The 25,968-nt window shown below is 65.2% G+C and carries 26 protein-coding genes and 1 riboswitch; of the genes, 6 read left to right on the top strand and 20 right to left on the bottom strand.

The annotated features are described in order from the left end of the window. Positions 1 to 52: 52 nt before the first annotated feature. The 17 genes from ACIQ3Q_RS07485 to ACIQ3Q_RS07405 all read right to left on the bottom strand — a co-directional run bounded on the left by ACIQ3Q_RS07485 (position 53) and on the right by ACIQ3Q_RS07405 (position 16,707). Positions 53 to 616 (bottom strand): histidine phosphatase family protein, encoded by a 564-nt coding sequence (locus ACIQ3Q_RS07485; protein WP_396268405.1) that lies wholly within the window; start codon positions 614 to 616, stop codon positions 53 to 55. A gap of 7 nt (positions 617 to 623) precedes the next feature. Further along, positions 624 to 1,427 carry an adenosylcobinamide-GDP ribazoletransferase gene (locus ACIQ3Q_RS07480; RefSeq protein ID WP_396268454.1) on the bottom strand — a complete coding sequence of 268 codons (804 nt, stop codon included), beginning with the start codon at positions 1,425 to 1,427 and terminating at the stop codon, positions 624 to 626. A 120-nt stretch (positions 1,428 to 1,547) separates the two neighbouring features. Beyond that, on the bottom strand, positions 1,548 to 2,615 hold the full coding sequence (cobT, locus tag ACIQ3Q_RS07475; RefSeq protein ID WP_396268404.1) for a nicotinate-nucleotide--dimethylbenzimidazole phosphoribosyltransferase: 1,068 nt from the start codon (positions 2,613 to 2,615) through the stop codon (positions 1,548 to 1,550). Positions 2,616 to 2,618: 3 nt separating this feature from the next. Further along, the gene (locus tag ACIQ3Q_RS07470) at positions 2,619 to 4,082 is read right to left on the bottom strand and encodes a cobyric acid synthase (RefSeq protein WP_396268403.1); all 1,464 of its coding nucleotides are present in this window, start codon (positions 4,080 to 4,082) and stop codon (positions 2,619 to 2,621) included. Beyond that, a complete protein-coding gene (locus ACIQ3Q_RS07465; RefSeq protein WP_396268402.1) occupies positions 4,079 to 5,071 on the bottom strand; it encodes an aminotransferase class I/II-fold pyridoxal phosphate-dependent enzyme in 993 nt (330 codons plus the stop codon). The genes ACIQ3Q_RS07470 and ACIQ3Q_RS07465 overlap by 4 nt, the downstream gene beginning before the upstream one ends. Then, positions 5,068 to 6,024, bottom strand: coding sequence for an adenosylcobinamide-phosphate synthase CbiB (gene cbiB / locus ACIQ3Q_RS07460; RefSeq protein WP_396268453.1), 957 nt, complete (start codon positions 6,022 to 6,024; stop codon positions 5,068 to 5,070). Before cbiB ends, ACIQ3Q_RS07465 begins: the two co-directional genes overlap by 4 nt. A gap of 16 nt (positions 6,025 to 6,040) precedes the next feature. Then, entirely contained in the window at positions 6,041 to 6,445 is a 405-nt protein-coding gene (locus tag ACIQ3Q_RS07455) for a DUF1636 domain-containing protein (RefSeq protein WP_396268401.1), read from the bottom strand. Between the two features lie 30 nt (positions 6,446 to 6,475). Continuing rightward, on the bottom strand, positions 6,476 to 7,045 hold the full coding sequence (cobO, locus tag ACIQ3Q_RS07450; RefSeq protein ID WP_396268400.1) for a cob(I)yrinic acid a,c-diamide adenosyltransferase: 570 nt from the start codon (positions 7,043 to 7,045) through the stop codon (positions 6,476 to 6,478). Then, positions 7,035 to 7,829, bottom strand: a complete 795-nt coding sequence (locus ACIQ3Q_RS07445; RefSeq protein WP_396268399.1) for an ABC transporter ATP-binding protein — start codon at positions 7,827 to 7,829, stop codon at positions 7,035 to 7,037. The genes cobO and ACIQ3Q_RS07445 overlap by 11 nt, the downstream gene beginning before the upstream one ends. After that, a complete protein-coding gene (locus ACIQ3Q_RS07440; RefSeq protein WP_396268398.1) occupies positions 7,826 to 8,902 on the bottom strand; it encodes a FecCD family ABC transporter permease in 1,077 nt (358 codons plus the stop codon). The genes ACIQ3Q_RS07445 and ACIQ3Q_RS07440 overlap by 4 nt, the downstream gene beginning before the upstream one ends. Then, the gene (locus ACIQ3Q_RS07435) at positions 8,899 to 9,798 is read right to left on the bottom strand and encodes an ABC transporter substrate-binding protein (protein ID WP_396268397.1); all 900 of its coding nucleotides are present in this window, start codon (positions 9,796 to 9,798) and stop codon (positions 8,899 to 8,901) included. Before ACIQ3Q_RS07435 ends, ACIQ3Q_RS07440 begins: the two co-directional genes overlap by 4 nt. Next, entirely contained in the window at positions 9,795 to 10,370 is a 576-nt protein-coding gene (gene cobU, locus ACIQ3Q_RS07430) for a bifunctional adenosylcobinamide kinase/adenosylcobinamide-phosphate guanylyltransferase (protein WP_396268396.1), read from the bottom strand. Before cobU ends, ACIQ3Q_RS07435 begins: the two co-directional genes overlap by 4 nt. Next, positions 10,363 to 11,184, bottom strand: coding sequence for an ABC transporter substrate-binding protein (locus tag ACIQ3Q_RS07425; protein WP_396268395.1), 822 nt, complete (start codon positions 11,182 to 11,184; stop codon positions 10,363 to 10,365). The genes cobU and ACIQ3Q_RS07425 overlap by 8 nt, the downstream gene beginning before the upstream one ends. Continuing rightward, positions 11,181 to 12,503 (bottom strand): cobyrinate a,c-diamide synthase, encoded by a 1,323-nt coding sequence (locus ACIQ3Q_RS07420; RefSeq protein WP_396268394.1) that lies wholly within the window; start codon positions 12,501 to 12,503, stop codon positions 11,181 to 11,183. The genes ACIQ3Q_RS07425 and ACIQ3Q_RS07420 overlap by 4 nt, the downstream gene beginning before the upstream one ends. A 76-nt stretch (positions 12,504 to 12,579) precedes the next feature. Beyond that, positions 12,580 to 14,505 (bottom strand): TonB-dependent receptor plug domain-containing protein, encoded by a 1,926-nt coding sequence (locus ACIQ3Q_RS07415; RefSeq protein ID WP_396268393.1) that lies wholly within the window; start codon positions 14,503 to 14,505, stop codon positions 12,580 to 12,582. 72 nt (positions 14,506 to 14,577) lie between these two features. Continuing rightward, positions 14,578 to 14,818, bottom strand: a riboswitch (cobalamin riboswitch). 144 nt (positions 14,819 to 14,962) lie between these two features. Next, on the bottom strand, positions 14,963 to 15,937 hold the full coding sequence (locus ACIQ3Q_RS07410; protein ID WP_396268392.1) for a 2-dehydropantoate 2-reductase: 975 nt from the start codon (positions 15,935 to 15,937) through the stop codon (positions 14,963 to 14,965). 2 nt (positions 15,938 to 15,939) lie between these two features. Beyond that, positions 15,940 to 16,707, bottom strand: a complete 768-nt coding sequence (locus ACIQ3Q_RS07405; protein WP_396268391.1) for a sulfite exporter TauE/SafE family protein — start codon at positions 16,705 to 16,707, stop codon at positions 15,940 to 15,942. A 59-nt stretch (positions 16,708 to 16,766) separates the two neighbouring features. On the opposite strand from ACIQ3Q_RS07405, the gene arsC reads away from it, so the two are divergent. Next, positions 16,767 to 17,117, top strand: coding sequence for an arsenate reductase (glutaredoxin) (arsC, locus tag ACIQ3Q_RS07400; RefSeq protein ID WP_396268390.1), 351 nt, complete (start codon positions 16,767 to 16,769; stop codon positions 17,115 to 17,117). A 3-nt stretch (positions 17,118 to 17,120) separates the two neighbouring features. Here arsC and ACIQ3Q_RS07395 read toward each other — a convergent pair whose 3' ends face one another. Next, positions 17,121 to 17,864, bottom strand: coding sequence for a CsgG/HfaB family protein (locus tag ACIQ3Q_RS07395; protein WP_396268452.1), 744 nt, complete (start codon positions 17,862 to 17,864; stop codon positions 17,121 to 17,123). 125 nt (positions 17,865 to 17,989) lie between these two features. Between ACIQ3Q_RS07395 and ACIQ3Q_RS07390 the strand changes: the two genes are divergently transcribed. Next, complete coding sequence (locus tag ACIQ3Q_RS07390; RefSeq protein WP_396268389.1) at positions 17,990 to 18,718, top strand: PolC-type DNA polymerase III; 729 nt, start codon at positions 17,990 to 17,992, stop codon at positions 18,716 to 18,718. Between the two features lie 46 nt (positions 18,719 to 18,764). Here ACIQ3Q_RS07390 and ACIQ3Q_RS07385 read toward each other — a convergent pair whose 3' ends face one another. Next, positions 18,765 to 22,385 (bottom strand): indolepyruvate ferredoxin oxidoreductase family protein, encoded by a 3,621-nt coding sequence (locus ACIQ3Q_RS07385; protein ID WP_396268388.1) that lies wholly within the window; start codon positions 22,383 to 22,385, stop codon positions 18,765 to 18,767. A gap of 86 nt (positions 22,386 to 22,471) precedes the next feature. Here ACIQ3Q_RS07385 and ACIQ3Q_RS07380 point away from each other — a divergent pair, with 86 nt between their 5' ends. Then, complete coding sequence (locus ACIQ3Q_RS07380) at positions 22,472 to 22,996, top strand: Lrp/AsnC family transcriptional regulator (protein ID WP_396268387.1); 525 nt, start codon at positions 22,472 to 22,474, stop codon at positions 22,994 to 22,996. A gap of 62 nt (positions 22,997 to 23,058) precedes the next feature. Next, the gene (locus tag ACIQ3Q_RS07375; protein ID WP_396268386.1) at positions 23,059 to 24,159 is read left to right on the top strand and encodes a S1C family serine protease; all 1,101 of its coding nucleotides are present in this window, start codon (positions 23,059 to 23,061) and stop codon (positions 24,157 to 24,159) included. Between the two features lie 26 nt (positions 24,160 to 24,185). Here ACIQ3Q_RS07375 and ACIQ3Q_RS07370 read toward each other — a convergent pair whose 3' ends face one another. Next, entirely contained in the window at positions 24,186 to 24,551 is a 366-nt protein-coding gene (locus ACIQ3Q_RS07370) for an META domain-containing protein (RefSeq protein WP_396268385.1), read from the bottom strand. Positions 24,552 to 24,832: 281 nt separating this feature from the next. Here ACIQ3Q_RS07370 and ACIQ3Q_RS07365 point away from each other — a divergent pair, with 281 nt between their 5' ends. Both ACIQ3Q_RS07365 and ACIQ3Q_RS07360 read left to right on the top strand, forming a co-directional pair. After that, positions 24,833 to 25,408, top strand: coding sequence for a DUF2242 domain-containing protein (locus ACIQ3Q_RS07365; RefSeq protein ID WP_396268384.1), 576 nt, complete (start codon positions 24,833 to 24,835; stop codon positions 25,406 to 25,408). A gap of 92 nt (positions 25,409 to 25,500) precedes the next feature. After that, positions 25,501 to 25,860 carry a hypothetical protein gene (locus ACIQ3Q_RS07360; RefSeq protein WP_396268383.1) on the top strand — a complete coding sequence of 120 codons (360 nt, stop codon included), beginning with the start codon at positions 25,501 to 25,503 and terminating at the stop codon, positions 25,858 to 25,860. The last annotated feature ends 108 nt before the right edge of the window (positions 25,861 to 25,968 follow it).

Below are 25,968 nucleotides of genomic sequence, written 5' to 3'. Positions count from 1 at the left end.
GGCCCAGGCCCGCAGCCTGGCCGGCGCTTTGTGGGCGCGCATCCAAGCGAACCTACTGTCCTCCGAAATCTAGAACCTCCACACCTCCCGGCGCTGGCGCTTCGCGTGGCCACTGGGCCGCCTCACGAATAGTGCACCTGCCGTGCTCACTGAGGTAGCGGACAGCCCGAATCACGCCTGCATGGGTAACCCACACTGCGTCAGGCAGACCCAGCGCCTGTTGCTCCACCAGCGCATCGGTGACCCGGTCCAACACCTCCTGCGTGCTTTCTCCTCCCCCGAACCGATGGTGTGCAAAGTCAGTCATCCAAGCTTCGAAATCCGCACGGGGAATAGCGTCCCAGCGCTGCAGTTCCCAACGGCCGAAGTTCATTTCGTTCAGGCGTGAATCAATAGCCGGCGGCTGCAGATCAGGGCGCAGGCGGCACAGCTCTCGCGCCAGCTGCTGCGCCCGGCCCAGCCCCGACACCCGCACCGGCACCCCTCGCGGCAGCAACGCTGCAGCGGATCCCGCCGCTTGCTGGTTCAGGGCAGGGTCGGCTGGCACATCAGTCGACCCGTAACACAACCCCGATTCCAGCGTGACTTGTGCGTGACGTAACAGCCAGAGCTTCATCTACGCCTCAAAGGGTCAGCGCCAGACCGAGGTAGAAGAGCAGTTCGCTGAGCTGCTGCGTAGCGCCCAAGCCGTCGCCGGTGAAGCCTTGCAGGCGCCGCTGCAAAAGGCGCCACATCCAGGCTAGGGCGGTCAGTGCGCCCAGCACGGCGGACAACCAAGACAGACTCGGTGCCATCCAACCGACCGACACCATGGCAGCCGCCCACCACAGAACGCCCGTCAATAGCCCGGCGGTGCCAATGCTCTCGGCCAGCGGCTTGCTCTTGGACTGCGCAGTGTCGCCCACATGAGGCAAGGCGCGGATGATGAACAGCGGCATCAGCCGCGATGTGACATGGGCTCCGAACAGGGCCCAGGCGGCCTGCTGCGCCCCACCGGCCTGAGTGAGTAGGCCCAGCAGCAGCACCTTGGTCAGCAGCGAAAGCACCAGCGCGATGGCGCCGTAGCTGCCGATAAGCGAGTCCTTCATGATGTCCAACGCGCGCTCGCGGCTGACCGCACCACCCAGCCCATCGGCCGTGTCGGCCAGCCCATCTTCGTGGAAGGCCCCTGTCAGCCAGACGCTGAACGCCGTGCACAAGACCGCCGCCACCCAGGGCGACGCGGGCTGCGAAGGCAAGGCCTGCGTCAGCCCACAGAAGACCAGAGCCGTAAGCCCGCCCACCACCCAGCCCACACCGGGAAAGTGCGCAGCGCTGGCGCGCAGCATGGCCGGAGAAAAGCCCACCCAATCTGCCAGCCTTCCGGTGATCGGGATGCGCGTAAAAAATTGCAGCGCGATGCAGAAGTGGCAAATGAACAGGAACAGCCCATTGCGCCGCCGCGTGTCGTCGCTCCTCTCCTTCAGGAGTGGGGAAGCAGCCTGAGAATCGGAAGAGCTGGTTCCACGGCTGCCCTGGTCAGGGTCACGTTGCGCGTTTGACATGGCTCAAGGTTGGGCTGGGGCTGTGGCGCTAGCTTCATCCTGCCGCGACACACCCGCCGATTCAAAGCTCGCCATCTCGCGCAGGATGGCGCAGGCACTCATGAGCAAAGGCCAGGCCAGTGCCGCGCCGGAGCCTTCCCCCAGGCGCAGACTCAGGTCGAGGAGCGGTTCGGCCTTGAGATGAGACAGCATCAGCGCGTGGCCGCGTTCGCCCGAGCGGTGGGCGAACACACAGCGCTGCAGCACAGTCGGCTTCAACTGGCTGGCGACCAGTACGGCCGAGCTGGCGATGAAACCATCCACCACGATCACGCGCCGCTCAGCGGCGGCCTGCAGCACTGCACCGACCATGGTGGCGATCTCGAAACCGCCGAAGGCCGCCAACACGTCCAGTGGTGTCTTGGCTCCCGGGTGACGGGCCAGCACGTCTCTCAAAATGCCTATTTTGCGTTGCACTGCTGCGGCGTCAAGGCCGGTGCCCGCGCCGGTGCAGTCCACGATGTCCAGCCCGGCCAAGCGGCTCATCAGCAGCGACGCAGCCGAGGTGTTGCCAATGCCCATTTCGCCCAGCAGCAGCGCATTGCCGGGCAGCATCTGGATCAGCGCAGCGCCGCTGGCCAGCGCTTGGTCGCGCTGGTCAGCGCTCATCGCCGGGCCATTCAGCGCATCGGCAGTGCCTGGTGCGACTTTGTGGATGAGCAACCCCGCCCGGGGCGCAAAGTCATGCCGAACACCGCAGTCCACCACGGTCAGGCCAATGCCGTGCTGGCGCGCCAGCACACTGACGGCTGCGCCGCCGGCCAAAAAGTTCTCGACCATCTGCCAGGTTACGTCGCTCGGATAGGCCGAGACACCACGCGCGGCCAGACCGTGGTCACCGGCAAACACCAGCAGCTGCGGGGCTTCCAGCTCGGGTGCCTCGCTGCCCAAGGCCAGACCGATGCGCTGCGCCAAACGCTCGATTTGCCCCAGGGATCCGACCGGCTTGGTCTTGTTGTCTAGCAAGTACTGCAGACGCGCGGCCAGCCACGGCTGGGCGATGTCGTCGATGACAGGTAGGGTGAAAGGCATGATTCAGTCCTTGCGAATGAGTGCATCGAGCACACCGGGCTCGACATGGCGTTCCAGAAAATCGGCGAGGCCGTCGAACACAGTCTCCAGCGTGGGCACGGTGGCACCGAACAGTGCGCGCAGCACTCTAGGGTCTTCGAATAGGCCATGCATGTAGCAGCCCAGCACGTTGCCCGATGCGTTCTGCCAGGCCAGGCCGGGTATGACTTCGCGCGCGATATCGCAGTTAGCAGCCATGGCGGGATGCTGCACCGTCTGGCCGTGGTGGATTTCGTAGCCGAATGCGGTGATGCCCGAGAGCGCCGACCAGGGACCCGACAGCGCACCAAAGCTTGCGGTGGTGCGGCGCACGGTCTTGTCAGCGTTGAAGGCGGTCTCCAACGGCAGCAAGCCCAGGCCGGAGCCGTTGCCATCGATGCCGTGCATGTCCACGAGGGTCTTGCCCAGCATCTGCAGGCCACCACAGATGCCCAGCACCGCCCCGCCGCGAGCGGCATGCTCGGCCACCGCGGCATCGAGTCCTTGTGCGCGCAGCCAAGCCAGATCGGCCGCTGTGGACTTGGAGCCCGGCAGCACCAGCCAGTCTGCCCCTGCACAGTCGGCCGGCGTGCGTGCCCAAACCAGACGCACACCGGGCACGTTTTTGAGCGGCTGGAACTCGTCGAGGTTGCTGATGCGAGGCCAGGCGATCACGGCAATGGTCAGCTTGACGGCACCAGCGGCCCTGCTTTTGTCGTCAAAGACGCCATCCTCCTCAGGCAAGCCGTGCTGCCACCACATGGGCAGCGTGCCCACGACCGGCACACCGGTGAGGTTCAGAAGCATTTCAGGCGCAGGGGCCAGCAGTGCCGCATCACCCCGAAACTTGTTGAGTACAAACCCCTTGATCAGTGCCCGCTCATCGGCAGGCAGCAATGCCCATGTGCCGTAGAGGTGGGCAAACGCGCCCCCGCGGTCGATGTCCGTCACCAACAGGCAACGCGCCTGCGCATGGCGGGCCACCCGCATGTTCACAATGTCGCTGGCGTGCAAATTGATCTCAGCGGGTGAACCAGCCCCCTCGATCACTACCACGTCATTGGCTTCGCGCAAGGCATCCAACGCAGCCGTGATGTGAGGCCACACCGTTTCGCTGCGGCCTCGCCAGGGCATGTCACTGAGCCCTGGGCTCACCTGCCCCATCAACACCACCTGGCTGCGGGTGTCGGCCTCTGGCTTGAGCAGCAAGGGGTTCATGCCAACAGCCGGTTCCGCCTTGGCGGCCAAGGACTGGAAGTACTGCGCACTGCCGATCTCCCCTTCTGCGACAGGACCGGCCACGACTCTTGCGTTATTGCTCATGTTCTGCGCCTTGAAGGGCGCGACCCTTAAGCCTTGACGCGCATAGTGCCGACATAGCGCCGTGGCCAGCCAACTCTTGCCCGCCCCGCTGGTGGTGCCCAGCACCATCACGCACACGGCACTCATCTCGCCACCTCCAACGCCAGTCCATTCAATGCAGTATCAAGCGCGGTCAAGGCTTCGGGCCGCTGCGCACTCAGCCTCCACCAACCGGGCAACCCAAACGAAGCGGCATCGCGCAACTTGATGCCCCGTGCCCGTAGGGCTGTGGCGTCCAACGCGTGCGGTGGCTTTGCGCAGCCATGCGCGGCCTCCGAGGGTGCCCAGGCCCAACCGCGGCCCACCAGCATGTCGCTAAGGGCTTGAGTCCACTGGGTCAAGGTCGCCCTGCTGGCTGCCACCCAACCTTGCACTTCGGGCTGCGTCCAAGCCCTCAACATGGCCTCGCCGTGTGCACCGATGGGCCAGGATGCAGCCAGTGATTCAAGCGTCTGCACATCGGGCTGAGCCCCCAGCGGGGCCAATGCATAGGCCGCGCGCACGCCCGTCAAGCCCAGTGCCTTATTCGGTGACCACAGTTGCCAGACGCGGTCTGTCTGCTCCGCGCTGAGAGCGCTGTCGCCCTTCAACCGTAACGGCGTGTACGCCCGATCCAGCACCACGGTGCGCGGTGTTTGGTTCAGCAAGGTCCGCACCGCATCGGGTGACTCACCCTGCCCCAGCGGGCTGCCGGGGTCGCAAAGCCAGGCCAGTTGCGCGAGGCCCGGCTCTTTCACCCGTACCAGCCCCCAGGCTGCCGCAGCATGAGCGTAGTCGCCATAGGCGTAAGTCGGTGTCCAGAAACGCCTATCCCCTGCACGCCAGCGCCAAGCAGTGAGGCGCTGGATGCACTCACTGGCACTCGCAGCCAGCAGCACGCGTGCAGGTTCCACGCCATGCAGGCCTGCCAGCGCACTGCGCAGCGCCGCATAGCTTGGGTCGGGGTAATGTGAGGGGTCGGCCTCTTGCACTGCACGCAGCACCAACGGGCAAGGACCGCAGCCATTGGCGTTGCTGGAGAAGTCCCAGCGTGCAACGCCCAGGTGGTCGCCCCCCCCATGAATGCGCGGCGTCATACAAGGCTCCCCCATAGCAGCACGGCCGCTGCCGCCGCCAGCATGTACACCACGGCCTCGCAACGCCGCAGCGCCTTTGCAGTGTCAGCGGCTTGGGTGGCCCTGCCCTCTGGGTTGAGGTGATACACACCAGGCTTGCTCAGGTGGATACCCAAGGCGAGGGCCATCGCGCCCATGGGCCAGCCGCCGTTGGGCGAAGGGGTCAGGCCGGCGTTGGCCCTCAAAGCCCGCCAGCCTTGTAGACGGAACGGCAGGGCGATTAGCAGCGCGGTTCCCCGCGCCGGCAACCAGGACAGTGCATCATCTGCGCGTGCAGCCCACTTGCCCGACCAGATCCAGTCGCGACCACCACGTTCGCCCCTGTAGCCCCACATGGCGTCGGCAGTGTTGGCAAAACGGTAGAGCACCGCGCCCGGCAAGCCTGCGACAGCAAACCAGAACAGGGGAGCAACCACCGAGTCGTTCAGGTTCTCGGCCAGGGTGGACACTGCCCCCTCGCGCACCTGCGTTTCACTCAGCAGCGTCACATCACGGCTGACCAAGCGGGCCAAGCGGGCACGCCCGGCCTCCAGTGAGTCGGCCAGCGAGGCCTCCACTGCCCACACTTCGTCGCGCAGCATGCGCCAAGACAACATGGGCTTGAGGAACATGCCCAGCACAGTGGCCTGTAACAAAGGGGGGAGGCGCTGCGCGAAGTTCACCGCCGCCAAGGCAACAGCCACCGCCAGAGCGGCGCCGACACACCAGCCCAGCGCACCGCCCCAGAACTCCCTCTGGGGCATAACCACCGCATCAACGGTGCGTGAGACTCGACGCCCCACCGCGCCAAGGTAGAGGCCCATCGCCACCACCGGATGCACACGCTCCGGCGGCTCTCCAAAGACCAGGTCCAGAGCCAGTGCGACCAGCGCCGCAGCGGCCAGCACGGCAGCGTCCATCGCGGGCAGACCCATGGCGCTCATGTCTGGCTCATGGCGTGCCCACGGCGGGACCATTGACAGAAGCCAGGATCGGCGGAAGGCGGCACAGCATGCCATTGCGCAGCAGTGGTGGCCGCGCCTCGCGAGCCAAGCTGCCATCGGTCACTTGCTGATGCAGCACAGCGCAATCCAGCAACTGCCTGGCAGTATCAGCCTGCGGATGCAGGTCACCGAATTGGTAGCTGTGTTTGCCTTCGGCCTGAAAAGCCGCCGTGCAGGCGTGAGAGCAACCCGCCATGCAAGCCACACCGCGGACCCGCACGGCAGCCCAGTCGGAGCGGCCACTAAAAGCCTGCTCGGCCTGGACAGCCTCCAGCAGGAGCTCGCCGCTGGCGCGTTGTTCGGGCGGGTGATGAAGCGGCCGGCAGGTTGTGCAAATGATGAGTTCGGTCATGGATGTGGCCAAATTATGGGTAGGTGGTGATCAGTCCTCGATGCCGCGCTGAGCGGGAATGCCGGCTTTGAATGCATGCTTCACGAGCGTCATCTCGGTCACCGTGTCAGCCAGCTCCATGATCTCGGGCGGGCAGCGCCGGCCGGTCAGGCAGACGTGCACGTGGCGGGGACGCTCGCGCAGCGTCTGCAGCACGCCGTCCAGCGACAGCCAACCATAGATCAACGGGTAGGTGATTTCGTCAAGCACAACCAGGAAGTGCTCGCCGGCCAAGATGGTCTCGCGCGCTCTCTCCCAACCATCGCGCGCCAGCTGTGCCGAATGCTCCAAGTCCTGGCTCTTCCAGCTGAAGCCGTCGCCCAATCCCTCGATGGGAATACCAATCTGCTCGAACATGCGGTGTTCACCGAAGCGCGCGGACGGCACTTTCATGAATTGGTAAATCTTGACGGTCTTGCCGCGGCCGTTTGCGCGCAGCGCGAGTCCGAAGGCCGCTGTGCTCTTGCCTTTGCCATCGCCAGTGTTGACGATTACGATGCCTCGGCGCTCACCCTCAGCTTTGTCGTAGGGCTTGTCGGTCGGTGGGGTTTCAATCTGCATGGTTTCGGCTCGTCTGGGATTTGGTGCGGGGCAGCGCCACCCACTGGCCGTTCAGCGGGTGGACAGCGATGCGGTGATCGAACACCGCTTCAAGGGCACGGTGGGTGGTTGGGTCGGCGCAAGCCCCCTGGTGCGTGACCCGACCTTGCGCCATCACCACCAGTTCATCGGCGTGCAGCGCCACGCCGACCTCGTGCAGCACGCTGACCACCGTCTTGCCGTCGCGCACCAAGGCCTGCACCAAGTCTATCCAGTCAGCCTGGTGCGGTGGGTCCAGGTTCGCCAGAGGCTCGTCCATCAACAGCACCTGGGCCTCCACGGCCAAAGCACGGGCTAGCAACACGCGCTGGCGTTCACCGCCCGAGAGCTGGCCCAAGGAGCGGGCCCGCCAGTCCCAGGCGTGGGTAGCCCGCAGCGCGCGTTCCACCGCAGCGCGGTCATCGGCACCGGGCGGGCTGAGCCAGGCTTGGTGCGGCAAGCGCCCCAGCATGGCGACATCCCACACCGTCAGGTCATCGGCGCAGGCTTCGTTTTGCCCCAACCAAGAAAGCTGCTGGGCACGCTGCCGACTGGGCCAGTCGGCCTGCGCTCGGCCCAGCACGGCCACCGCGCCGCTGTGCGGCAACAAGCCCGCCAGGCAGCGTAGCAGGGTGGACTTGCCCGCACCGTTGGGGCCGACGATACTGGTCCAACGCCCCTTCGGGAGGTTCAGGGCGATGCGGTGCAGGATGGCCTCGGAGCCCAGGCGCGCACTCAGATCGCAGGTTTGGATGGCGGTGCTCACAGCCCCCCTCCGCGTGCAACGCGTGCATTGCGTTGCATCAACCACAGCAAATAGCCGCCGCCCAGCACAGCAGTCAGCACGCCCACAGGCAACTCCTGCGGCGCGATCAGCCAGCGCGCCAAGGTGTCGGCCGCCATCAGCAAGGCACCACCCATGGCACTGGACAGCAACATCAGGCGAGCGCTGGTGGTCTTGACCAGCGAGCGCACCAAGTGTGGCGCGGCCAGGCCCACGAAGGCGATCAGCCCGGTCTGCGCCACGGCAGTGCCCGTGGCCAGGGCCAACACGCCCACCAGCGCAGCACGCATGGGCCCAAGCGGCAAGCCTAGGCTGCGCGCAGTGGCATCGCCCAGGCTCAGGCCGTCGAGCGCTCGGGCCAGCAACCAGGCCGCCAGGATGCACAGCGCCCACACGACCACCATCAGAATACAGGCGGCCCAACCGACGAAACTGGTCGAGCCGAGCATGAAGGCCTGCATGGCCTGCAGGGACTCGGGCGAGAACACCAGCACCAAGTGCGTCATGGCCGCCAGCACCACGCCCACCACCACACCGGCGAGCAGCAGGCGCAGCGTGTGCTGCACCCCGCGCGAGAGCAATAGGGTGATCAGCACCGCCAGCACAGCGCCGCAGAAGGCCGCACCTGTCAGGCCGAGGCGCACCAGCACGCTGCCCGAAAACACGCTCACCGCCGCGCCATTCATCATGCTGCCGCCCAGCATGCCGGCCCCGCCGCCCATAGCGGCCAAGGACAGCGCCACTCCCAGCGAGGCACCTGATGCGCTGCCCAGCAAAAAGGGGTCGGCCAGCGGGTTGCGAAACAGGCCCTGGGCTACTGCACCAGCCAGGCCCAGCAAGGCGCCAGCGGCCCAGGCGCCCAGGGTACGCGGCAGGCGAATCTCCCACAGGATCTGCTGCGCCATGACGGTGGCCGAAGGGTCCACCCTCGGGTCAAGCAGTGGCCCCATCAGGTTCTCGAAGCCAGCAGCTCCGACGCAGACGCCCAGTGCGGCCAGCCCGATGGCTATCACCAGCAGGGCGAGCACCAGCCATCCCGCACGGAGAGCGTTCACGACCGCGCCCCCGCCTTCTTTGCTGCAGCCTTCTCTGTCAGACAGCGAGCCATCAGTCGCGCACCTTCGGCCATGCGCGGCCCCGGTCGGACCAAGGCATCGGATTCTTCCGTGCTGAACACGCACAGACGCTGCTCACGCATGGCGCGCATGCCCATCCAACCCGGCCGTTGCGCCATGCCATCTACGCTGCGCTGGCCGATCATGATCAGGTCCGGGTCGGCGCGAACAATGTACTCGGGATTGAGCTTTGGGAACGGCCCGAGTGACCCGGGCACGATGTTTTTGGCGCCCAGGCGGATCAGCGTTTCGCCGATGAACGAGCTCTCACCGGCGGCGTAAGGGCCTGGGTTGACCTCGAAGTACACCCGGGTGCCACGTGCACTGGCGGGAATGGACTGCGCCGCTGCCATCACCGCAGCGTCGATGGTGCGCCAGACGCGCTGCGCGTCGGGCACCTCCAGCAGCTGTCCTATCTTGATCATCACGCGCTGCACATCGGCATGGGTCTTGGGCTCCAGCGCCACCACCTTCAGGCCCAGGGCGCGCAGGCGCTCTGCTGCGCGCGAGGATGTCGCCATCAACACCACGTCGGGCCGCAGCGCGACGATCACTTCAATGTTCGGGTCCAGCCCGCCTCCCACCTGCGGCAGCTTCTTCAAGCTGTCTGGGAAGTTGGAGTAGCGGTCCACACCCACCAAGCGCGCGCACTGGCCCAGCTCACACACCGTCTCAGCCAGCGAGGGCAGCAGGCTGACGATGCGCTGCGGCGAACGCTCGAAGTGCACCACCACACCGGCGTCGTCGGTGATCTGCAAAGCCGCGTGCGCGGGCAGGCCCATCAGTGCCAGGGCTGCCAGCGCGAGCCCCACCAAGTTTCGGCGGATCGGGTTCATGTCTCGTCCTTCAAAGTCAGCGGCAGGCCTGCGGCCATCAGCGTCACGCGCTGACAGGACGCCGCCACCCGCTGGTTCAGCCGGCCCAGCGTGTCCACAAAGGCACGCACCTCGCTCCCCATTGGGATCACGCCCAGGCCAATCTCATTGCCCACCAGCACCACCGGGCCGGTCGCTGTCGCAATGGCATCGCACAGGGCCTCTCCCGCAGCAAGCACGTCCGCTTCAGGCAGCACTTGCGCCGTGGCCGCCGGCATCATCAGATTGGTCAACCACAAGGTCAGGCAGTCGACAATGACCAGGGTCTGCGGGTCGCTGTGCCGCCGCAAGGCGTCTACCAGAGCCCGTGGTTCCTCCACCGTCACCATGCCCGGCACCCGATCGGCTCGGTCAGACTGGTGGCGTGCAATGCGCTCGCGCATCTCCTCATCGCAGGCCTGGCCGGTGGCGATCATCACCGCCCGGTGCACTGGCGCGGCGGCAAGCCAGTCACGCGACAACAGCTCGGCCCAGCGCGACTTACCGCTGCGCTGCCCGCCGAGAATGAAGGTGCTGTGCGCGGGTTCAACCATGAGCCATCATCCAGTCGCGCACGATGCGGTGCATCTGCTCCAACCCATCGGTCAGCGCCGCCGGGCCGGGTTGCAGGATGTCGGCTGACTTGATCTCGAAGAGCTGGCCAGTCCTCACTGCCGGCACATCGTGCCATCCTGGCCGCGCGGCCACGCTTTCGGGCCGGAACTTCTTGCCGCACCAGGAGCCGATGACGATGTCTGGCGCACGGCGCACGATCTCGGCGTCCTCCGCAATGATGCGATCCTTGCCCAAAGGCTGCAGCGCCAGTTCGGGGAACACGTCGTCTCCACCGGCCATGCCCAGCAGTTCGGAGACCCAGCGGATGCCGCTGATGTGTGGCTCGTCCCACTCTTCAAAAAACACGCGTGGACGACGTTTGCCAAGGGCTTCGAGCGCTGCGACCTCAGCCCGGATGACATGAAACCGCTGGCGTATGGCCGCGATACGGGCCAGCCCCTGATCGGCACAGCCCACCATGGCGGCCACCTGGAACAGCATGGCAAAGACTTCCTCCACGCTGCGCTGGTTGAACACCGTCACCTGCACACCGGCGCGGATCAGTGCTGCCGCGATGTCGGCCTGCAGATCCGAAAAGCCGAACACGCAGTCGGGTTGCAGGTCGATAATCTTGTCGATCTTGGCATTCAGGAAGGCGCTGACCTTGGGCTTTTCCTCACGCGCACGGCGCGGCCGCACGGTGTAGCCACTGATGCCGACGATGCGCGCCTCCTGCCCCAGCAGGTAGAGCCACTCGGTCGTTTCCTCTGTCAGGCAGACGATGCGCTGAGGTCCGGGCAAAGCAAGGGTCATATGGCCTCTGACAAGAACAGTTGCGCGGTCGCCTCGGGATTCGAGGGGAACCAGGCGTGGAAATAGCTGGCGCGCACTGGTCCTTGTCCGTACACGGCCTCGGACCGCCCAAACTTGCTGCCCGGCACAGTCTGGGCCAACGCGGCCATCGGTGAGGTGGTCAACGAGAAATGAAAGGTGTGGCCGCGCAACTCGCCTCTCGGGGTGTTCCAACTCTGGGGCCCAAGCGCGACCAGTTGCGGCTGCATGGCCACCTCGCCCGGCAGCAGGCTCCACATCGGCACGCGCGTGCCATCGGCCAGCGTCAGTCCGTCAAACAGTGGCATCATGCCCCCGCATTCGGCCCAGACCGGCTGGCCGGCTGCAATGTGCGCCGCCAACGACGCGCGGCATTGTGTGCCCCTCACCAGCGCTTCGGTGTGCAGTTCGGGGTACCCGCCGGGCAGCCAAACTGCGTTGCAAGCGGGTACGGGCTGATCGGTCAGTGGTGAAAAGAACACCAGTTCCGCGCCGAGCGCGCGCAAGGTATCAAGGTTGGCCTGGTAGGTGAAGCAAAAGGCCGCGTCGCGTGCCACCGCCACTGTGCGCCCTTGGAGACGAGGAGCCAAACGCTGCGGAGTCGACGCCTCGAAAGGCACAGCCCAGCGCTGCCAGCCCTCGGCATCCAAACGCCCTAAGGACGTAGCCGCCATGGCATCGGCCAGGGCGTCCAGCCGTGCCACCGCATCGCGCAGTTCGGACGCGATCGTCAGGCCCAAATGCCGCTCAGGCAGCGCAAAGTCGGCGCTGCGCCGCAAACCACCCAACCACCCGGCGTCGATGCCGGCCAGATCAGCTCCCCGCTCGTCACTGCGCACCGAGGCCTGCAGCATCGTTTCATGGCCTTCGCTGACCACCCGGTTGGCCAGCACCCCGGCCCAAGGCAAGCCCGGCCGATAATTGCGCAGGCCGTGCACCAACGCACCAAAGGTGCCCGCCATGGCACCGGCGTCGATCACCGCCAGCACCGGAATGCCCAACTTCACCGCCAGGTCGGCTGCGCACGGTTCGCCGTCGAACAGCCCCATCACTCCTTCGATCAAGATCAGGTCGCTGTTGGCGGCGGCATCGTGCAGCCGGGCGCGAATGTCGCCCTCCCCATTGAGCCAGAGATCCAGGTTGTGCACCGGATGTCCGCTGGCCAGTTGGTGCCAGTGCGGGTCCAGAAAATCCGGACCACACTTGAACACCCGCACCCGCTGCCCACTGCGTGTCAGCAATCGAGCCAACGCCGCTGTGACCGTGGTCTTGCCCTGCCCTGAGGCAGGTGCAACCACCATCAGTGCCGGGCAGAGAGCTGCCTTCTTTGCAAGCTGCACAGAGAGAACCCTTCAAGTGGGATGCGGGGGTGTGCCCTTACAGGCTTGGGGTCCAGCGCAAACCCAACATCACTGAGCGCGGCGCCGGGTTGTAGCCATTGGCCACCTGATATACACGGTTAAAGGCGTTGTCCAGGTTCAGGCTCAGCTTCAAGTCGCGCTGCAGCGCGTACTGCGCATCCAGGTTGACGATGGCATAGCCGCCTAAGGGCGTGGTGTTGCTGGCGTTGTCATACCGCTGGCCCGAGGTCTGCACGCCGCCACCCAGGGTGAACGCACCGAGCTTGGTTTGCGCACGCAGCGTGCCAAACAGCTTGCTGCGGCGGGCCAGCAGCTTGCCGCTGTCCACATCCTTGGGAGACTGCGCATCCACACTGCCGCTCAGCAACCAGTCGCCCAAACCGTATTGGGCTTCCACGTGCAGGCCTTGCAAGCGGGCACGGGCCACGTTCTCGTAGCAACCAAACTCGCTGCTGCACGCACCGGCTTGGCCAAAGACGATCAAGTCACTGATGCGGTTGCGATAAGCCGTGGCGCTGAGGCTCAAGGCCTCTTGGCTGTAGCGCAAGCCCAGTTCAAAGTTCTGGCCACGCTCGGGCTTCAGTGCGCTGACACCAGGTTTGCTGAGGTCGGGCCCGTACACCGAGCCGCGCTGGTACAGCGTGGGCGCCCTGAAGGCGGTGCCTACCGAACCCATGAGGCGCAGGCTGGGGGTCAGCGCATAGCCCACGGCGGCCGTGCCGGTGTTGGCCACGCCAAACTCAGAGTCGTCGTCCGCCCGCACATGAAGCTGGGTTTGCAGCGCGGGCGTCCAGCGTGCGAGGTGGCCCAAGGCCAAGCCCGTTTGGGTGCCACTGCTGCTGGGACTACCACCACGCAGGCCGGTGTTGTCCAAGCGGTTCTCACGATGCTCCACCAAGGCGTTGAGCTGATGCCAGCCGCCCAGTTGGTAGCTGCCATTCAGGGCCAGGCTGCGGATGCGGGTTTCGGTTTGATACACAGAAGGACGGGTCTCGTAGGCATCGCGGCCCTCGCCCAAGCTCAACTCGGTTCGCAGCTCGCGGCTCCATTGCGCATCCCAGGCCAAGCGTGCGGCCGTGGTGTTGGTGATGGCATGGTCGTCCACCAAGGGCTTGCTGCGCGAGCCGTCGTATTGGCTGTCGGTGCGGTTCTTCAGGGCCACCAGCGAGAGGCGGTGGCCGCTGCTGACCTCCGCGCCCAAGCGCAGGCTGCCATTGGCGCGGCGGTAGCCGTCGCTATCCGGCACGTAGGAGAACTGGCTCTTCTCGTTGGTGGCATTGAAGCCACTGCTGCGCTCCACGCTCACGCTGGCGGCATGGTCAAAGGTCTTGTTGCCACCGCGCACAGCGGCCTCCAGCTTGACGGTGCCTTGGGTGCCAGCGGCCAAGCCCAGGTCGGCCATCAAAGGGCCGTCACTGCGACGGGTGAAGACCTGGATCACGCCGCCAATGGCGTCAGAGCCATAGACCGCGCTGGCCGGGCCTTTCAGCACTTCGACGCGCTCAATTTGGGCCAGTGAGATCGAGTTCCATGCGGCCCCCCCCGTTGACTGGCTGTCAACGCGAACGCCGTCGATCAAGAGTACGGTGTGTCGGCTGTCGGCACCACGGAGGAATAGCGAGGTCGTGGCGCTCGGGCCACCGTTGCGTGCGACTTCTACGCAACCTGCATTCACCAGCAAGTCAGCCAAGCCACCAAAGGCTTGGCGCTCGATCTCGGCGCGGGTGATGACGGTGACATCGGTCAACACATCACCCAGGCGCTGGGGCATGCGGGTGGCGGTGACCACCACTTGGTCGAGTTGATTCGTGGTCGATTGGGCCTGGGCGGCGGTGGCCAGAGTGGCCAAGCTCAACACAGACAGAGCAGACACGCGGGCGCAGGGCAGCGCCACGCGCGCAGCCAAAGACGGGCGTGCCAGACGCAAAGAAGAAGACAACATGGGGAAACCAGACAGGACAAAACCCAGGCGCAAGCTTCCCCGCAAGCGCCTGTCAACGGCCCGGCTTGAGACAAGCTGGGCCACCCTGTTGGCCGGTATCCGGGCTGGCGGAGACGACCCGTGCTGTCTTCCCAAAGCCCAGTGGCTCCAGTGACCGTGTGCACGAGCGGGGGCTGAAAGAACAGCTCCGTCCGCTTACCGTTGCGGGGGCAGCTCAGGTGAGGTTTGTCTCGGTGAGACGCACCCTCCTGATTCCCGTTTACCCCAGCCGCCCCGAGTGGGCAGGCCAGGCACCAACGGGGCAGATGTTAGCACCGGGGGGCTTGCCAAGGCCTGACGCGGCCCACCTCAGGGTAGGGGCCTGGGCCTGCGGCCTCTCAAGAAAACGCCGGGTCGCCCCAAGTTTTCTTGCGCCCCCTTGGGGGGCCGGGACGGGTGTAGCCCGGCCCTTGGGGGCTCAATACAGCCCACGCTGCCGCGCAAACACGCGGGTCATGCCCAGCAAGGCGTTGATGAAGGGCGTGGGCTCGCCCAAGACTTGGCCGAGTTGCTGCACCGCCGTGACGATGGCATCCAGCTCAATACCCCGCCCCGCCTCCACGTCTTGCAGCATGGAGGTCTTGATGGCGCCCAGCTTCAGGGTCAGGGCATGGCGGTCATCCGGCGATTGAGCGATGGGACAGCCCAGGCGCTCGCCGATGGCCGCGGCCTCGCGCATGGCGGCACTGCAAAAGTCGCGTAAGAGCGGGTCGGCCAAGATCTGGTCGGTGGTCGTGCCCGTCAAGGCCGAGACGGGGTTCATGGTCATATTGCCCCAGAGCTTGTACCAAACGTCCTGCTGGATGCGGTTGGACTCGGTCACCTCGAAACCCGCCTCGCGCAGCACCGCTGCAAGGGTCTGCACGCGCTCAGAGCGCCCGCCCAAGGGCTCCCCGATGATCAAGCCCTGGCCCAGCCGGTGCTGCACCAGGCCCGGCTCTGGGCAAGAGGCCGAGGCGTGCACCACACAGCCCAGCACATGCTTCAAGGGAATGGCCTCGGACAAAGCGCCGCCGGGGTCCACGGCTGGCAGCTCCAGCCCCTGGAGTGCGGGCAGGCTCTCACCAAACCACCAGGGCACGCCATTGAGTGCGGGCAAGACCACGGTGTCTGGCCCCAAGAGCGGAGCAATGTTCAGGGCGACCCCGGGCAAGGCGCCGCCCTTGACCGCCACCACCACCACATCCTGCGGGCCTAAGCGCGCTGGGTCTTGCTCGGCCTGCACCGGCCCACAGAGCATGCCGCTGGACGACTGCACCCGAAAGCCGTGAGTCTGTAAGGCGGCCAAGGTGGCCCCACGCGCCACCGCGCTGAGCTGGTGCTGGCCGGTGGCCGCCAGGCGTGTGCCGATCAGCCCGCCGATGGCCCCCGCCCCATAGATGCAGATCTTCATGCTCACGCTCTCCAGAAAAACACCACGGACATGATCAGGCCCGTGGCAATGACCACCGCCCTCACCTGCCCGACCGCCATGCGCTTGGCCCAGCGCGCGCCCACATAACCACCCACGGTGGCCACCACGGCCATGCCCAGCGCTTGCGGCCAAGCAATGGCCCCGGCCCAGGCAAAGGCCAGCACCGACAGCAGCGACAACACCAGCGAGTTGAGGTTCTTTAAAGCGTTGGCAGTGTGGATGTCGCGCTCGCCCGTCACCGTGTAGAGCGCCATCAACAAGATGCCCAGGCCGCCGTTGAAGTAGCCGCCATACACCGCCACCGCGCCCAAGCCCAACCAGCGGGACAGGCCTGCCGAGGTGGACGGGGCGTGAGCAGCAGCCATGCGCGCCTGCCGCTGCGCCAATAACTTGGGCCCCAGCGCGAACAAGAGCGTGGCAAAGAGCAACAACCACGGAACCACGGCGGAGAAGACCTTGGCCGGCGTCACCAGCAGCAGCGCTGCGCCGCCCAAGCCGCCCAAAGCGCAGACCAAGCCTTCTTGCACCAAGCGCGCACGCGGCAAGGCGGCCAACTCGGCCTTGAAGCCCAGCGCGCTGCCCAGATAACCTGGGCTCACCGCAAACGCGCTGGTGGCATTGGCTGCAATCACCGGCACCCCTGTGAAGGCCAAGGCCGGAAAGGTCAAGAAACTGCCCCCGCCCGCCATCGCATTGAGCACACCGGCGCCCAGCGCCGCTGCGCCCAGAATCAAACTGTCAACGAGCATGTGATCCTCATCGTGATGCCTGCATTCTCGCCGCAGAGGCCGGGCGACAATGACCGCCCATGAACATCACGGCCTATCACAACGCCCGCTGCAGCAACTCGCGCGGGGCGCTGGCCCTGATCCAAGACGCAGGGCTCACGCCAACCGTCATTGATTACCTGCAAAGCCCACCGTCGGTGGCCGAGCTCAAGGCCTTGGTCAAAGCCTGCGGCCTGCCCGTGCGCGAACTGATGCGCAGCAAAGAGGCGGTCTACAGCGAGCTGAAACTGGGCGACCCCGCGCTGAGCGAGGACGCGCTGATCGCGGCCATTCATGCCCACCCGGTGCTGTTGAACCGCCCGATTGTGGTGACACCCAAGGGCACCCGCCTGTGCCGGCCACCCGAGCTGGTGCGCGAGCTGCTGCCCTGACGCTCAGCGCACCGGCGTCAGCGGTGGCAGGGGCTTGGCGGCCAAGGTCCGCAACTGGGTGACCAACTGGTTGTGGGCATCCAAAAATGCAGCGGCAATCACCTTGCCTTCATTGGTATTGCTCCAGCCCAAACCACCCAGGCCTCCGCCCGCGCCCACGGCCAGACCACCCAGGCCCAGGTCGGTGGTGCGGGCTGAGCCGGTGGCAGATGCCAACTGCTCCGTGGACTCGACATCCGTCAGCAACAGCACCACCTGAGCCTCTTTGAGCTTGACCTGCTCTGCCGCACCGGCCAGGCCCTCTACCCCGGGAATTTTGGCCAAGATGCCGCCAAGTTGGCGCCCGGCATCTTGCTCGGAAAAGGTCAGGCTCGGCACCACGCTGTACTGCGCCATCAGGCCCAGGCCTTTGCGCACGGTGTCGTCGGGCTTGAGGATGCCTCGGTCTTTCAACTCCTGCTCGCGCACGGTGGCCTTCAGGCCGGCATTGCGATCCACGATGCGAAAGCAGCCGCTCTGCTGCATCAGCACACGCACCAAAGGCAGCGGTGATGCAGGCAGCCCGCTGTGGCCGATGCCGACATAGCCGCTAGGATTTTCTTCCAGCGCCACCACGGCCACAGGCGTCTCGCAGCGCTGCAAGGCTTTGGCGGCGTTTTGCGCGCCGGCCGTGCCACCTGAGCCCGTCACCACCGAGCCGCCTTGGCCCAATTCCACCCCGCCTTTGCCGCATGCGGCCAACAACAGCAGCGGCCCCCAACACGGTGATCCAGGCTCCCAGTTGGCCTGTTTTGTTGCTCATCTCGTCCTCTCATTGATGCTCATGGCTTGCGCAAAACTGTAGCAGGCGGTGGCGCTGCGAAAATGCAGGGATGCCACGCACCGACACCATCGCCGTCATCGACTTTGAAACCACCGGCATGGGCCCCGCCCAGGGTGCCCGCGCCACCGAGATTGCCGCCGTGCTGGTGCGTGACGGCCAGATCGTGGACCGCTTTCAGAGCCTGATGAAGACGGACGCCTGGATACCGCCCTTCATTGAGCAACTCACCGGCATCAGCAACGCCATGATGCAGTCTGGCCCGCCCGCTGAAGAAGTCATGCGCGAGTTGGACAGCTTCACACGCGGCATCCCCATGGTGGCCCACAACGCCTCGTTTGACCGGGGCTTTTGGCTGGCCGAGCGCGCCCGCGCCGGGCTGGAGCCCGACCCGGCCCATGAGTTTGCGTGCACCGTGCTGCTGAGCCGCCGCCTCTACCCTGAGGCCCCCAGCCACAAGCTGAGCGCCTTAGGCGAGTGGTGCGGCCTGAAGCGTGACGGCCAGGCCCACCGGGCGATGTCGGACGCCGACGTGACGGCACAATTGTTGATCCGCCTACAGCGCGACATCACCGAGCGCTTTGCCCAGCACATGGGCCCCGTGGCGGCCGACCATGCGCTGCTGCATGAGCTTCAAAAGGCGAACAAGGCGCACCTGGAAAAGTGCGTGGCGCAGCACATGGTCAAGCGGCAGGCCCGGCTCGCGCTGGAGCCTGCAACTGACCCTATTCCGTTTCCAAATCATTCGTGTCTAGACGCAGAGCCGAAGACAGTGCTGTAGCACGGCGAGGCGATGCAACAACGACACGGATGATTTAGAAATGGAATTATTTCGCCGCTACCACTTCAATGCCCTTGATCTGCCCGGCCCGCGCCGGCCCCTGGGGGCGGGGATAGCGCTGCGGGTTGAAGCGGTGCAGCAACTCGGCCTCGCGCACCCGTGCCAGGGCCACATTGGCCAGTTTGACGTGGCCGTAGCCGCGCATGCTTTGCGGCAGTGAAGCCACTTGCAGGGCCAGCACATGGTTCTGCGGGCTCAGGTCTTGAGCCAGGGCCTCTAGGCGCTGTTCAAACTCGGTGATCAGGCTGCGCTCCATGCGGCGCTCCTCGGTCTTGCCGAACACGTCCCACAGGCTGCCTCGCAGGCGGCGTGCTTTGGCCAGCAGGCCCAAAGCGGGCATCAGCCAAGGGCCGAGACGCACTTTGCGGGGCGCTTGGCCGTCTTTGGGCTTGGACAGCAAGGGCGGCGCCATATGAAACTCCAGGCGCAGATCACCCTCAAACTGGTCTGCCAGAGCGCGGGCAAACTGGCCGTCGGTGTAGAGCCTCGCTACTTCGTACTCGTCCTTGTAGCTCATCAGTTTGAGCAAGCTCTGCGCAGCGGCGCGGGTCAGCGCTTGGTCGCCCTGCGGCAGCGCCCGGCGCTCGGCTTGTGCCAAAGCCTGAATGCTGCGCTCAAAGCGCTGGGCCCAGGCGGCGTCTTGCCATGCGGTCAGGTGAGCCTTGGCGCGGGCCAGCAAAGCGTCGAGCGGCTCGTCTGCCGCCGCGTGCGGGGCAGCAGCAGCTTGGCCGCGCAGGCGGCTCAACGCCTGGCCGTCACCTGCCGCCAAGCGGCCCAGGGCAAAGGCCATTTTGTTGGCCTCCACGGCCACGCCGTTGAGCTCAATGGCGCGCTGCAAAGCGCCCAGGCTCACTGGGATCAAGCCGCGCTGCCAGGCCAGGCCCATGGCCAGAATGTTGGCAGTGATGGTGTCGCCCAAAAACTCTTCGGCCAGGGTCTGCGCATCAAAGGTGCGGACCTGCTCGGCCCCGGCCACAAAGCGCATCTTCTCCAACATCTGGGCCACGCGCAGGTTGGCGTCGGGGTTCTTCAAGGATTCGGCCACTGGGATCTCATGCACATTGGCCAGGATCTGGGTGCGGCCGTGGCGCACGGTTTGCAGGGCGTCGGCGGACGCGCCCACCACGATGTCGCAGGCCAAGATGGCATCGGCCTGCTGGGTGTCGATGCGCACTTGGTTCAGGCGCTCGGGCCTGTCGGCCAAGCGCACAAAGGACAGCACCGAGCCGCCCTTCTGGGCAAAGCCCATGAAATCCAGCACCGAGGCAGATTTGCCTTCGAGGTGCGCGGCCATGGCGATCACCGCGCCGACCGTCACCACGCCGGTGCCGCCCACGCCCGTGACCAGCAAGTCATAGGGGCCTGTCCAGGCATGAGCGCGAGGCTGGGGCAGTTGATCGACCAAGGCCAAGAAGGCGGCCTTGTCAGAGGCCAAGGCGCCCGCCTTGCGGCGCAAGGTGCCGCCCGTCACGCCCACAAAGCTGGGGCAAAAGCCTTTGGCGCAGGAGTAGTCTTTGTTGCAGGCGGTCTGGTCGATCTTGCGCTTGCGGCCCAAGTCGGTTTCATGGGGCAGCACGGCCACGCAGTTGCTCTGCACGGTGCAGTCCCCACAGCCTTCACAAACAGCGTCGTTGATGAACAGGCGCTTGGGCGGGTCCACCATCTCTTTTTTCTTGCGGCGGCGGCGCTTTTCAGCGGCGCAGGTTTGCTCGTAGATCAGCACGGTGACACCGGCCACCTCGCGCAGCTCGCGCTGCAGGCGGTCCAGCTCGGCGCGGTCATGGAACTCAGTGCCAGCAGGGAAGCGGCCGCGTTGGCTGTCGTACTTGGCAATGTCGTCGGACACCACCACCACCTTCTTCACGCCCTCGCTCTCGACTTGGCGGGCGATGGCGTCCACGCTGATGACACCATCGACTGGCTGGCCGCCTGTCATGGCGACGGCGTCGTTGAACAGAATCTTGTAGGTCAACGTGGCCTTGGCTGCCACCGCTTGACGGATGGCCAAGTAGCCCGAATGGTAGTAAGTGCCATCGCCCAGGTTCTGGAACACATGCGGCACGCGGGTGAACATGGAGTGCGAGACCCAGTCCACGCCCTCCCCGCCCATTTGGATCAGGCCAGCGGTGTCGCGGTCCATCCAGTTGGCCATGAAGTGGCAGCCAATACCAGCCCGGGCGGACGACCCTTCGGGCACCTTGGTGCTGGTGTTGTGCGGGCAGCCCGCGCAGAAATACGGCACACGTTTGACGGCATCGGCGGCGTTGGACAGCAGCTCAGGCGGGGTGAAATCTCGCACATGCTGCAGGTGATTGCCTAGGCTTGCGTGGCCGGGGAAGTGACGTTCAATCCAGTGCGCCACGATCTCGATCAAGCGCGAGGGCCGCAGCTCACCCAAGGCCGAGATCAGTGGAGCACCTTGCTCATCACGCTTGCCCACGATCACCGGGCGTTGCGTGGCAGGTGCGTTATAGAACAGATCGCGCAGCTGGGTCTCCACCACCGCGCCCTTCTCTTCGATCACCAGCACCTCGCGCAGGCCCTGCACAAAGGCCTGCATGCGGGTGGTCTCCAGCGGAAACGCCAAGCCCACTTTGTAGAGCCGCACGCCGGCTTCGGCCAGCATGTCGGGGCTGATCTCCAGGCGGCGCAGCACTTCCATCAGGTCGAAGTGCGCTTTGCCGCAGGTGATGATGCCGACCTGGGCTTGCGGGCTGGTGATGACCTCGCGGTCCACGCTGTTGACTTTGGCGAAGGCCGCTACAGCGGTGAGCTTGTCTGCCAAGCGGCGCTCGATGTTGAGCGACGGAAAGTCGGGCCAGCGGTAGTGCAGGCCGTCCACCGGGGCTTGATGGCCGGTGGCTTGGCGCACGGTGTCGGCATCGGCCCACGTCGCCATGCGGGCTTTGATCGCGTCCAGATCGACGGTAGAGCCGCTTTCCACCACTTCCGACAGCGCAGCCATGCCCACCCACGCGCCGCTGTAGCGCGAGAGCTCATAGCCGTAGAGCCCAAACTCCAAGTACTCGGCCACACAGGCCGGCTGCAGCACCGGCATGCTCCAGGCCATGAAGGCTTGGTCGCTCTGGTGCGGCATGGAGGACGACACACAGCCGTGGTCGTCGCCCGCCACCACCAGCACCCCACCCTTGGGCGAGGAGCCATAAGCATTGCCATGCTTGAGCGCATCGCCCGCACGATCCACCCCAGGGCCCTTGCCGTACCACATGCCAAACACGGCCTCCACGGTGCGCTCGGGGTCGCTCTCCACGCGCTGGGTGCCCAGCACCTGGGTGGCACCCAGTTCTTCATTGATGGCCGGCACAAAGCGCAAGCCCACATCCTCAAAGCGCTTGCCGGCCTTCCAAATGGCCTGGTCCACCATGCCCAGCGGCGAGCCGCGGTAGCCGCTGATGAAACCCGCCGTATTCCAGCCCCGGGCCGCATCGCGCTGGCGCTGCATCACCAGCAGGCGCACCAGGGCTTGGGTGCCCGTCATGAAGATGGCGCCGCTGTCGGCCCACAGGCTGTCGGACAGTTGGTAGCCGGGGCGGACGATCTCAGGGGCGGCGGCCGTGGCCGTGGGTGAGGTGGTGAGGGTGCTCATGGCGCAGGATTTTGGTTCTTCGAGCGGAGGAATTCATTCTTGAATACACTGGTGAAACCCCATATTAGAAGAATAGGATTCTTCCAATGAGCGATTCAGAAGTTGAATTCACTCCAGATGCCTACAGCCTCAAAATCCTGGCCGAGCTGCAACGCGACTCGCGCCAAACCGTGCAGCAAATCTCCGACGCTGTGGGCCTCTCCGCCACACCGTGCTGGAAGCGCATCAAGGACATGGAAGCCGCCGGCGTCATCACCGGCTACACCGCTTTGGTGGACCGCGAAAAGGTTGGCCTGAACCTGGCCGTGGTGGTCGAGGCCAACCTGAGCGAGCACACCGAAGCCCTGGTGCGCCGCTTTGAAGACGCCGTGGCCGCCAGCCCGCAGATCGTGCGCTGCCTGTCCACCACCGGCCAAGCCGACTACATCATGACGGTGCTGGTGCGCGACATCAAACACTACGAACAACTGCTGCACGACACCATCTTTAAACTGCCCGGCGTGACCCATGTGCGCAGCAGCATCGTGCTGCGGGAGATCAAGTCGGAGGTGAGGTTGCCGGTGGCCAGCCCCATCGCTCCCATGAGCAAAGCCCGCCGTCGCCGGGCTTGAATCCGCCGCCCCAGCCCTTATCTGCGCCCCAAGCCCCGACCACTGTTCTTGGATCTCCTCTCATGAACACAGCCCCTTCACTGAGCCGCCGCCTACTGAGTATCGGGATCGCCCTGGTCATGGCAGGCGCCGGTTTATTGGCCTGGCCCGTGCTCTCGCGCGACGGCACCGCCGGGCAACCGCGCAGCGTCACCCCGCGCGGGCCGCTGCTGCCGGCGGAGCAGCAGGTCGTCGACTTGTTCACCACGGCCTCGCCCTCGGTGGCCTACATCACCACCGAGGTCGTCACCGCTGACATTTGGATGCGGCCAGAGGTGCAGCAATCTGCGGGCACAGGATTTGTGTGGGACCACCTGGGCCATGTGGTGACCAACAGCCATGTGGTGGATGGCGCGCGGCGTGTGTTTGTACAGTTGGATGCCGGGGCCCCCATTGAGGCCACGCTGGTGGGCCGCTCCCCGGAGTACGACTTGGCGGTGGTGCGGCTGACGCGCTTCCCCAAGGACATCCGCCCCTTGCCTTTGGGCCAAAGCAAAGACCTGCGCATTGGGCAGGCGGTGTATGCCATCGGCAACCCTTTCGGCCTGCAACGCACGCTGACCAACGGCATTGTGAGCGCGCTGGACCGCGAGTTGGCCACCACGCGCTACCGCGAGGTGTCGGGCGTGATCCAAACGGATGCGGCCATCAACCCTGGCAATTCGGGCGGCCCGCTTTTGGACAGTGCCGGGCGCTTGGTGGGCGTGAACACGGCCATTCGCTCTAACTCGGGCAGCTCGGCCGGTGTGGGCTTTGCGATACCGGCGGACTTGGTGAACCGCATCGTGCCCTCCCTGATTGCGCGCGGCCGCGCGCCGCTGCCGGGCATTGGCATCACGCCGGTGCGGCCCGAGTTGGTGGCACGCGCGGGATTGAGCGGCATTGTGGTGGCCGAGGTGGAGCGTGGCTCACCAGCGGCCGACGCCGGCCTCGTGCCGCTGAACCGCCGCAACGGTGAGTTGGGCGACATCATCGTGGCGGTCAATGGCCGCCCCATTGACAGCCTCTCCGGCTTTGTGGCGGAGCTGGACAAGGCGGGCATAGACAACCAAGCAGAGTTGACCGTGCGCCGAGGCGAGCGCGAGCGCAAGGTCAAGGTGCGGGTGATCGACTTGGTGCGCTGAGCGCTGCGACGGTGTCGGCCCAGGGCTCAGCGCAGCATCACGCTTTGGAGCTTGAGCGACACTTGGCCCGTGGCGTCCAGCAAGGCCAAGTCATCACCATGAATACGATAGCTGCGCACGCGCTGAAGTTGGGTAAAGATTTGCTGCTCTTGGCTGGCCAAGGCAGGCTCCAAACAGGCCATGCGGGTACCCGCCAGTGGCCCGAACTTGAGGGCCGCGCCTTGGTGCTCAAAACTGCCCATCAAGCGGTTGCAGCCCGAGCTGCCGCTGACCCGCAGTTCACTGGCGCTGAAGTTGAGATGTGGCTCCTGAACCCGGTCGGACACTGCGACCTTGGCGCCGCCCAACTCCACCACTTTCCAATAGGTTCCACGCAAAGGGCGATGTTCCATGGGGCTGCTCGCTGAAACTGTTGCGGCACCAGAGCCTGCGACTGCCGATGGTGCGGCCATGAATAGGGCTGCCGTGCCCGCCAGGGTGAGCCAGATAGCCAAATGCCAGAGGCGCTTTCGGCTCGCTTGGAGGCGTTCGCGGTGGGCTTGCAGGCGGTCCATGTCTGTCCTTTCGTGACCGATGCACAAGGTATCACCACTGCAAGGAGCAACTCATTGGCAAGGGGTCGCCAGAGGGCACCGCCTGTAGATAATGCACGGATCACACCACTTTCGAGTTCATGGTGACCTTCACTCGTTCTTCACTGCTGCAACTGGTCTCTCGCTGCGCACTCGTGCTGGCGGGGGGGGCGCTGCTCAGCGGCTGCCCGTCGCTGCCGCACAAGGATCCTCCTCGGGTCTACCAGAACGAAAAGTTCCAGGCCGACGAGACGTTTTCCCGCCTGTTTGACGCGCCCGCCGCCAGCACCTGCGAGGCCGCGCGCCGCGCCCTGCTGAGCCAAGGCTATGTGTTGGCCATGACCAAGCCCGACGCCTTGCAAGCCACCAAGAACTTCCAGCCCGAAGGGTCTATACACGTGCAGATCAGCTTCAATGTCATGTGTTTACCCGAAGGGCGGGCAGGCCAGATCTCTACCGCCTATGTGAATGCCATTCAAGACCGCTACACCGTCAAGAAGAGTTCCAACTCCGCCAGCCTGGGCGTGAGCGCCTTGGGCTCTGTGTCCATCCCGCTATCGTCCAACGAAGAGTCACTCATCAAGGTTGGAAGCGAAACCATACCTGCTGGGCCCTTCTATGACCGCTTCTTTGTGCTGATGGGGCGATATTTGCGAGAGCAATCCCAGATCGAGTAAACGCTGCCGGACGCGGCGGGACACAAGCGTGGGATGGTTGCCTTCAGCCTATCTGGCCTACGATAAAGCCCTCAACTAGCAACGAGACTGTCATGAAACATCCATGGATGACCGCCGCCTTTTTGGTGTTCTCAGCTTGGGCGCCGCACGCCGTCGGTAGCGAGTCCTTCGAGTTGAAGGCCTCGATCGATTTCGCCCCGTCACCCGCTCAGTATTTGATGGTTTATGCCAGCAACGAAAAAACAAGCGGCCCCAACATTTACGGCAAGGTGCTAGGCACGGACGGTTCGCCCCAAGGCAGGGATTTCCGCTTGTCTACGCAAACGGGAGCCATGAGCAAACCTGACTTGGCCTATGGCTCGGCCAAGCAACAGTATTTGACCGTCTGGGGACGGAAGCTTTTCTCACAAAACCGTTCAGAGATTGTTGGTTTACTGGTAGCAGGCTGCTGAAAAACTCCCCTGCTCCGAAGTGTCTCCACCTCGACGCTAAGCCGGGGAGCTGGGTTTTCCATGATGTGGGACGAGGGACTTGAATTTCGTTGGTTTGGTGCGGCTTTC

The sequence above is a fragment of the Ideonella sp. genome, assembly GCF_044358605.1.
Classification (GTDB): domain Bacteria; phylum Pseudomonadota; class Gammaproteobacteria; order Burkholderiales; family Burkholderiaceae_C; genus Ideonella.
The sequence above is the reverse complement of the archived record's forward strand: the minus strand, read 5'-3'. Positions and strand labels throughout refer to the sequence as shown.

Coding starts and splice junctions, on each gene's coding strand:
- ACIQ3Q_RS07485 (WP_396268405.1), bottom strand. CDS start 616: ATGAAGCTCTGGCTGTTACGTCACGCACAAGTCACGCTGGAATCGGGG.
- cobT (WP_396268404.1), bottom strand. CDS start 2,615: ATGCCTTTCACCCTACCTGTCATCGACGACATCGCCCAGCCGTGGCTG.
- ACIQ3Q_RS07470 (WP_396268403.1), bottom strand. CDS start 4,082: ATGAGTGCCGTGTGCGTGATGGTGCTGGGCACCACCAGCGGGGCGGGC.
- ACIQ3Q_RS07465 (WP_396268402.1), bottom strand. CDS start 5,071: ATGACGCCGCGCATTCATGGGGGGGGCGACCACCTGGGCGTTGCACGC.
- cbiB (WP_396268453.1), bottom strand. CDS start 6,024: ATGGGTCTGCCCGCGATGGACGCTGCCGTGCTGGCCGCTGCGGCGCTG.
- ACIQ3Q_RS07455 (WP_396268401.1), bottom strand. CDS start 6,445: ATGACCGAACTCATCATTTGCACAACCTGCCGGCCGCTTCATCACCCG.
- cobO (WP_396268400.1), bottom strand. CDS start 7,045: ATGCAGATTGAAACCCCACCGACCGACAAGCCCTACGACAAAGCTGAG.
- ACIQ3Q_RS07435 (WP_396268397.1), bottom strand. CDS start 9,798: ATGAACCCGATCCGCCGAAACTTGGTGGGGCTCGCGCTGGCAGCCCTG.
- cobU (WP_396268396.1), bottom strand. CDS start 10,370: ATGGTTGAACCCGCGCACAGCACCTTCATTCTCGGCGGGCAGCGCAGC.
- ACIQ3Q_RS07425 (WP_396268395.1), bottom strand. CDS start 11,184: ATGACCCTTGCTTTGCCCGGACCTCAGCGCATCGTCTGCCTGACAGAG.
- ACIQ3Q_RS07420 (WP_396268394.1), bottom strand. CDS start 12,503: ATGGTGGTTGCACCTGCCTCAGGGCAGGGCAAGACCACGGTCACAGCG.
- ACIQ3Q_RS07415 (WP_396268393.1), bottom strand. CDS start 14,505: ATGTTGTCTTCTTCTTTGCGTCTGGCACGCCCGTCTTTGGCTGCGCGC.
- ACIQ3Q_RS07410 (WP_396268392.1), bottom strand. CDS start 15,937: ATGAAGATCTGCATCTATGGGGCGGGGGCCATCGGCGGGCTGATCGGC.
- ACIQ3Q_RS07405 (WP_396268391.1), bottom strand. CDS start 16,707: ATGCTCGTTGACAGTTTGATTCTGGGCGCAGCGGCGCTGGGCGCCGGT.
- arsC (WP_396268390.1), top strand. CDS start 16,767: ATGAACATCACGGCCTATCACAACGCCCGCTGCAGCAACTCGCGCGGG.
- ACIQ3Q_RS07390 (WP_396268389.1), top strand. CDS start 17,990: ATGCCACGCACCGACACCATCGCCGTCATCGACTTTGAAACCACCGGC.
- ACIQ3Q_RS07385 (WP_396268388.1), bottom strand. CDS start 22,385: ATGAGCACCCTCACCACCTCACCCACGGCCACGGCCGCCGCCCCTGAG.
- ACIQ3Q_RS07380 (WP_396268387.1), top strand. CDS start 22,472: ATGAGCGATTCAGAAGTTGAATTCACTCCAGATGCCTACAGCCTCAAA.
- ACIQ3Q_RS07375 (WP_396268386.1), top strand. CDS start 23,059: ATGAACACAGCCCCTTCACTGAGCCGCCGCCTACTGAGTATCGGGATC.
- ACIQ3Q_RS07370 (WP_396268385.1), bottom strand. CDS start 24,551: ATGGAACATCGCCCTTTGCGTGGAACCTATTGGAAAGTGGTGGAGTTG.
- ACIQ3Q_RS07365 (WP_396268384.1), top strand. CDS start 24,833: ATGGTGACCTTCACTCGTTCTTCACTGCTGCAACTGGTCTCTCGCTGC.
- ACIQ3Q_RS07360 (WP_396268383.1), top strand. CDS start 25,501: ATGAAACATCCATGGATGACCGCCGCCTTTTTGGTGTTCTCAGCTTGG.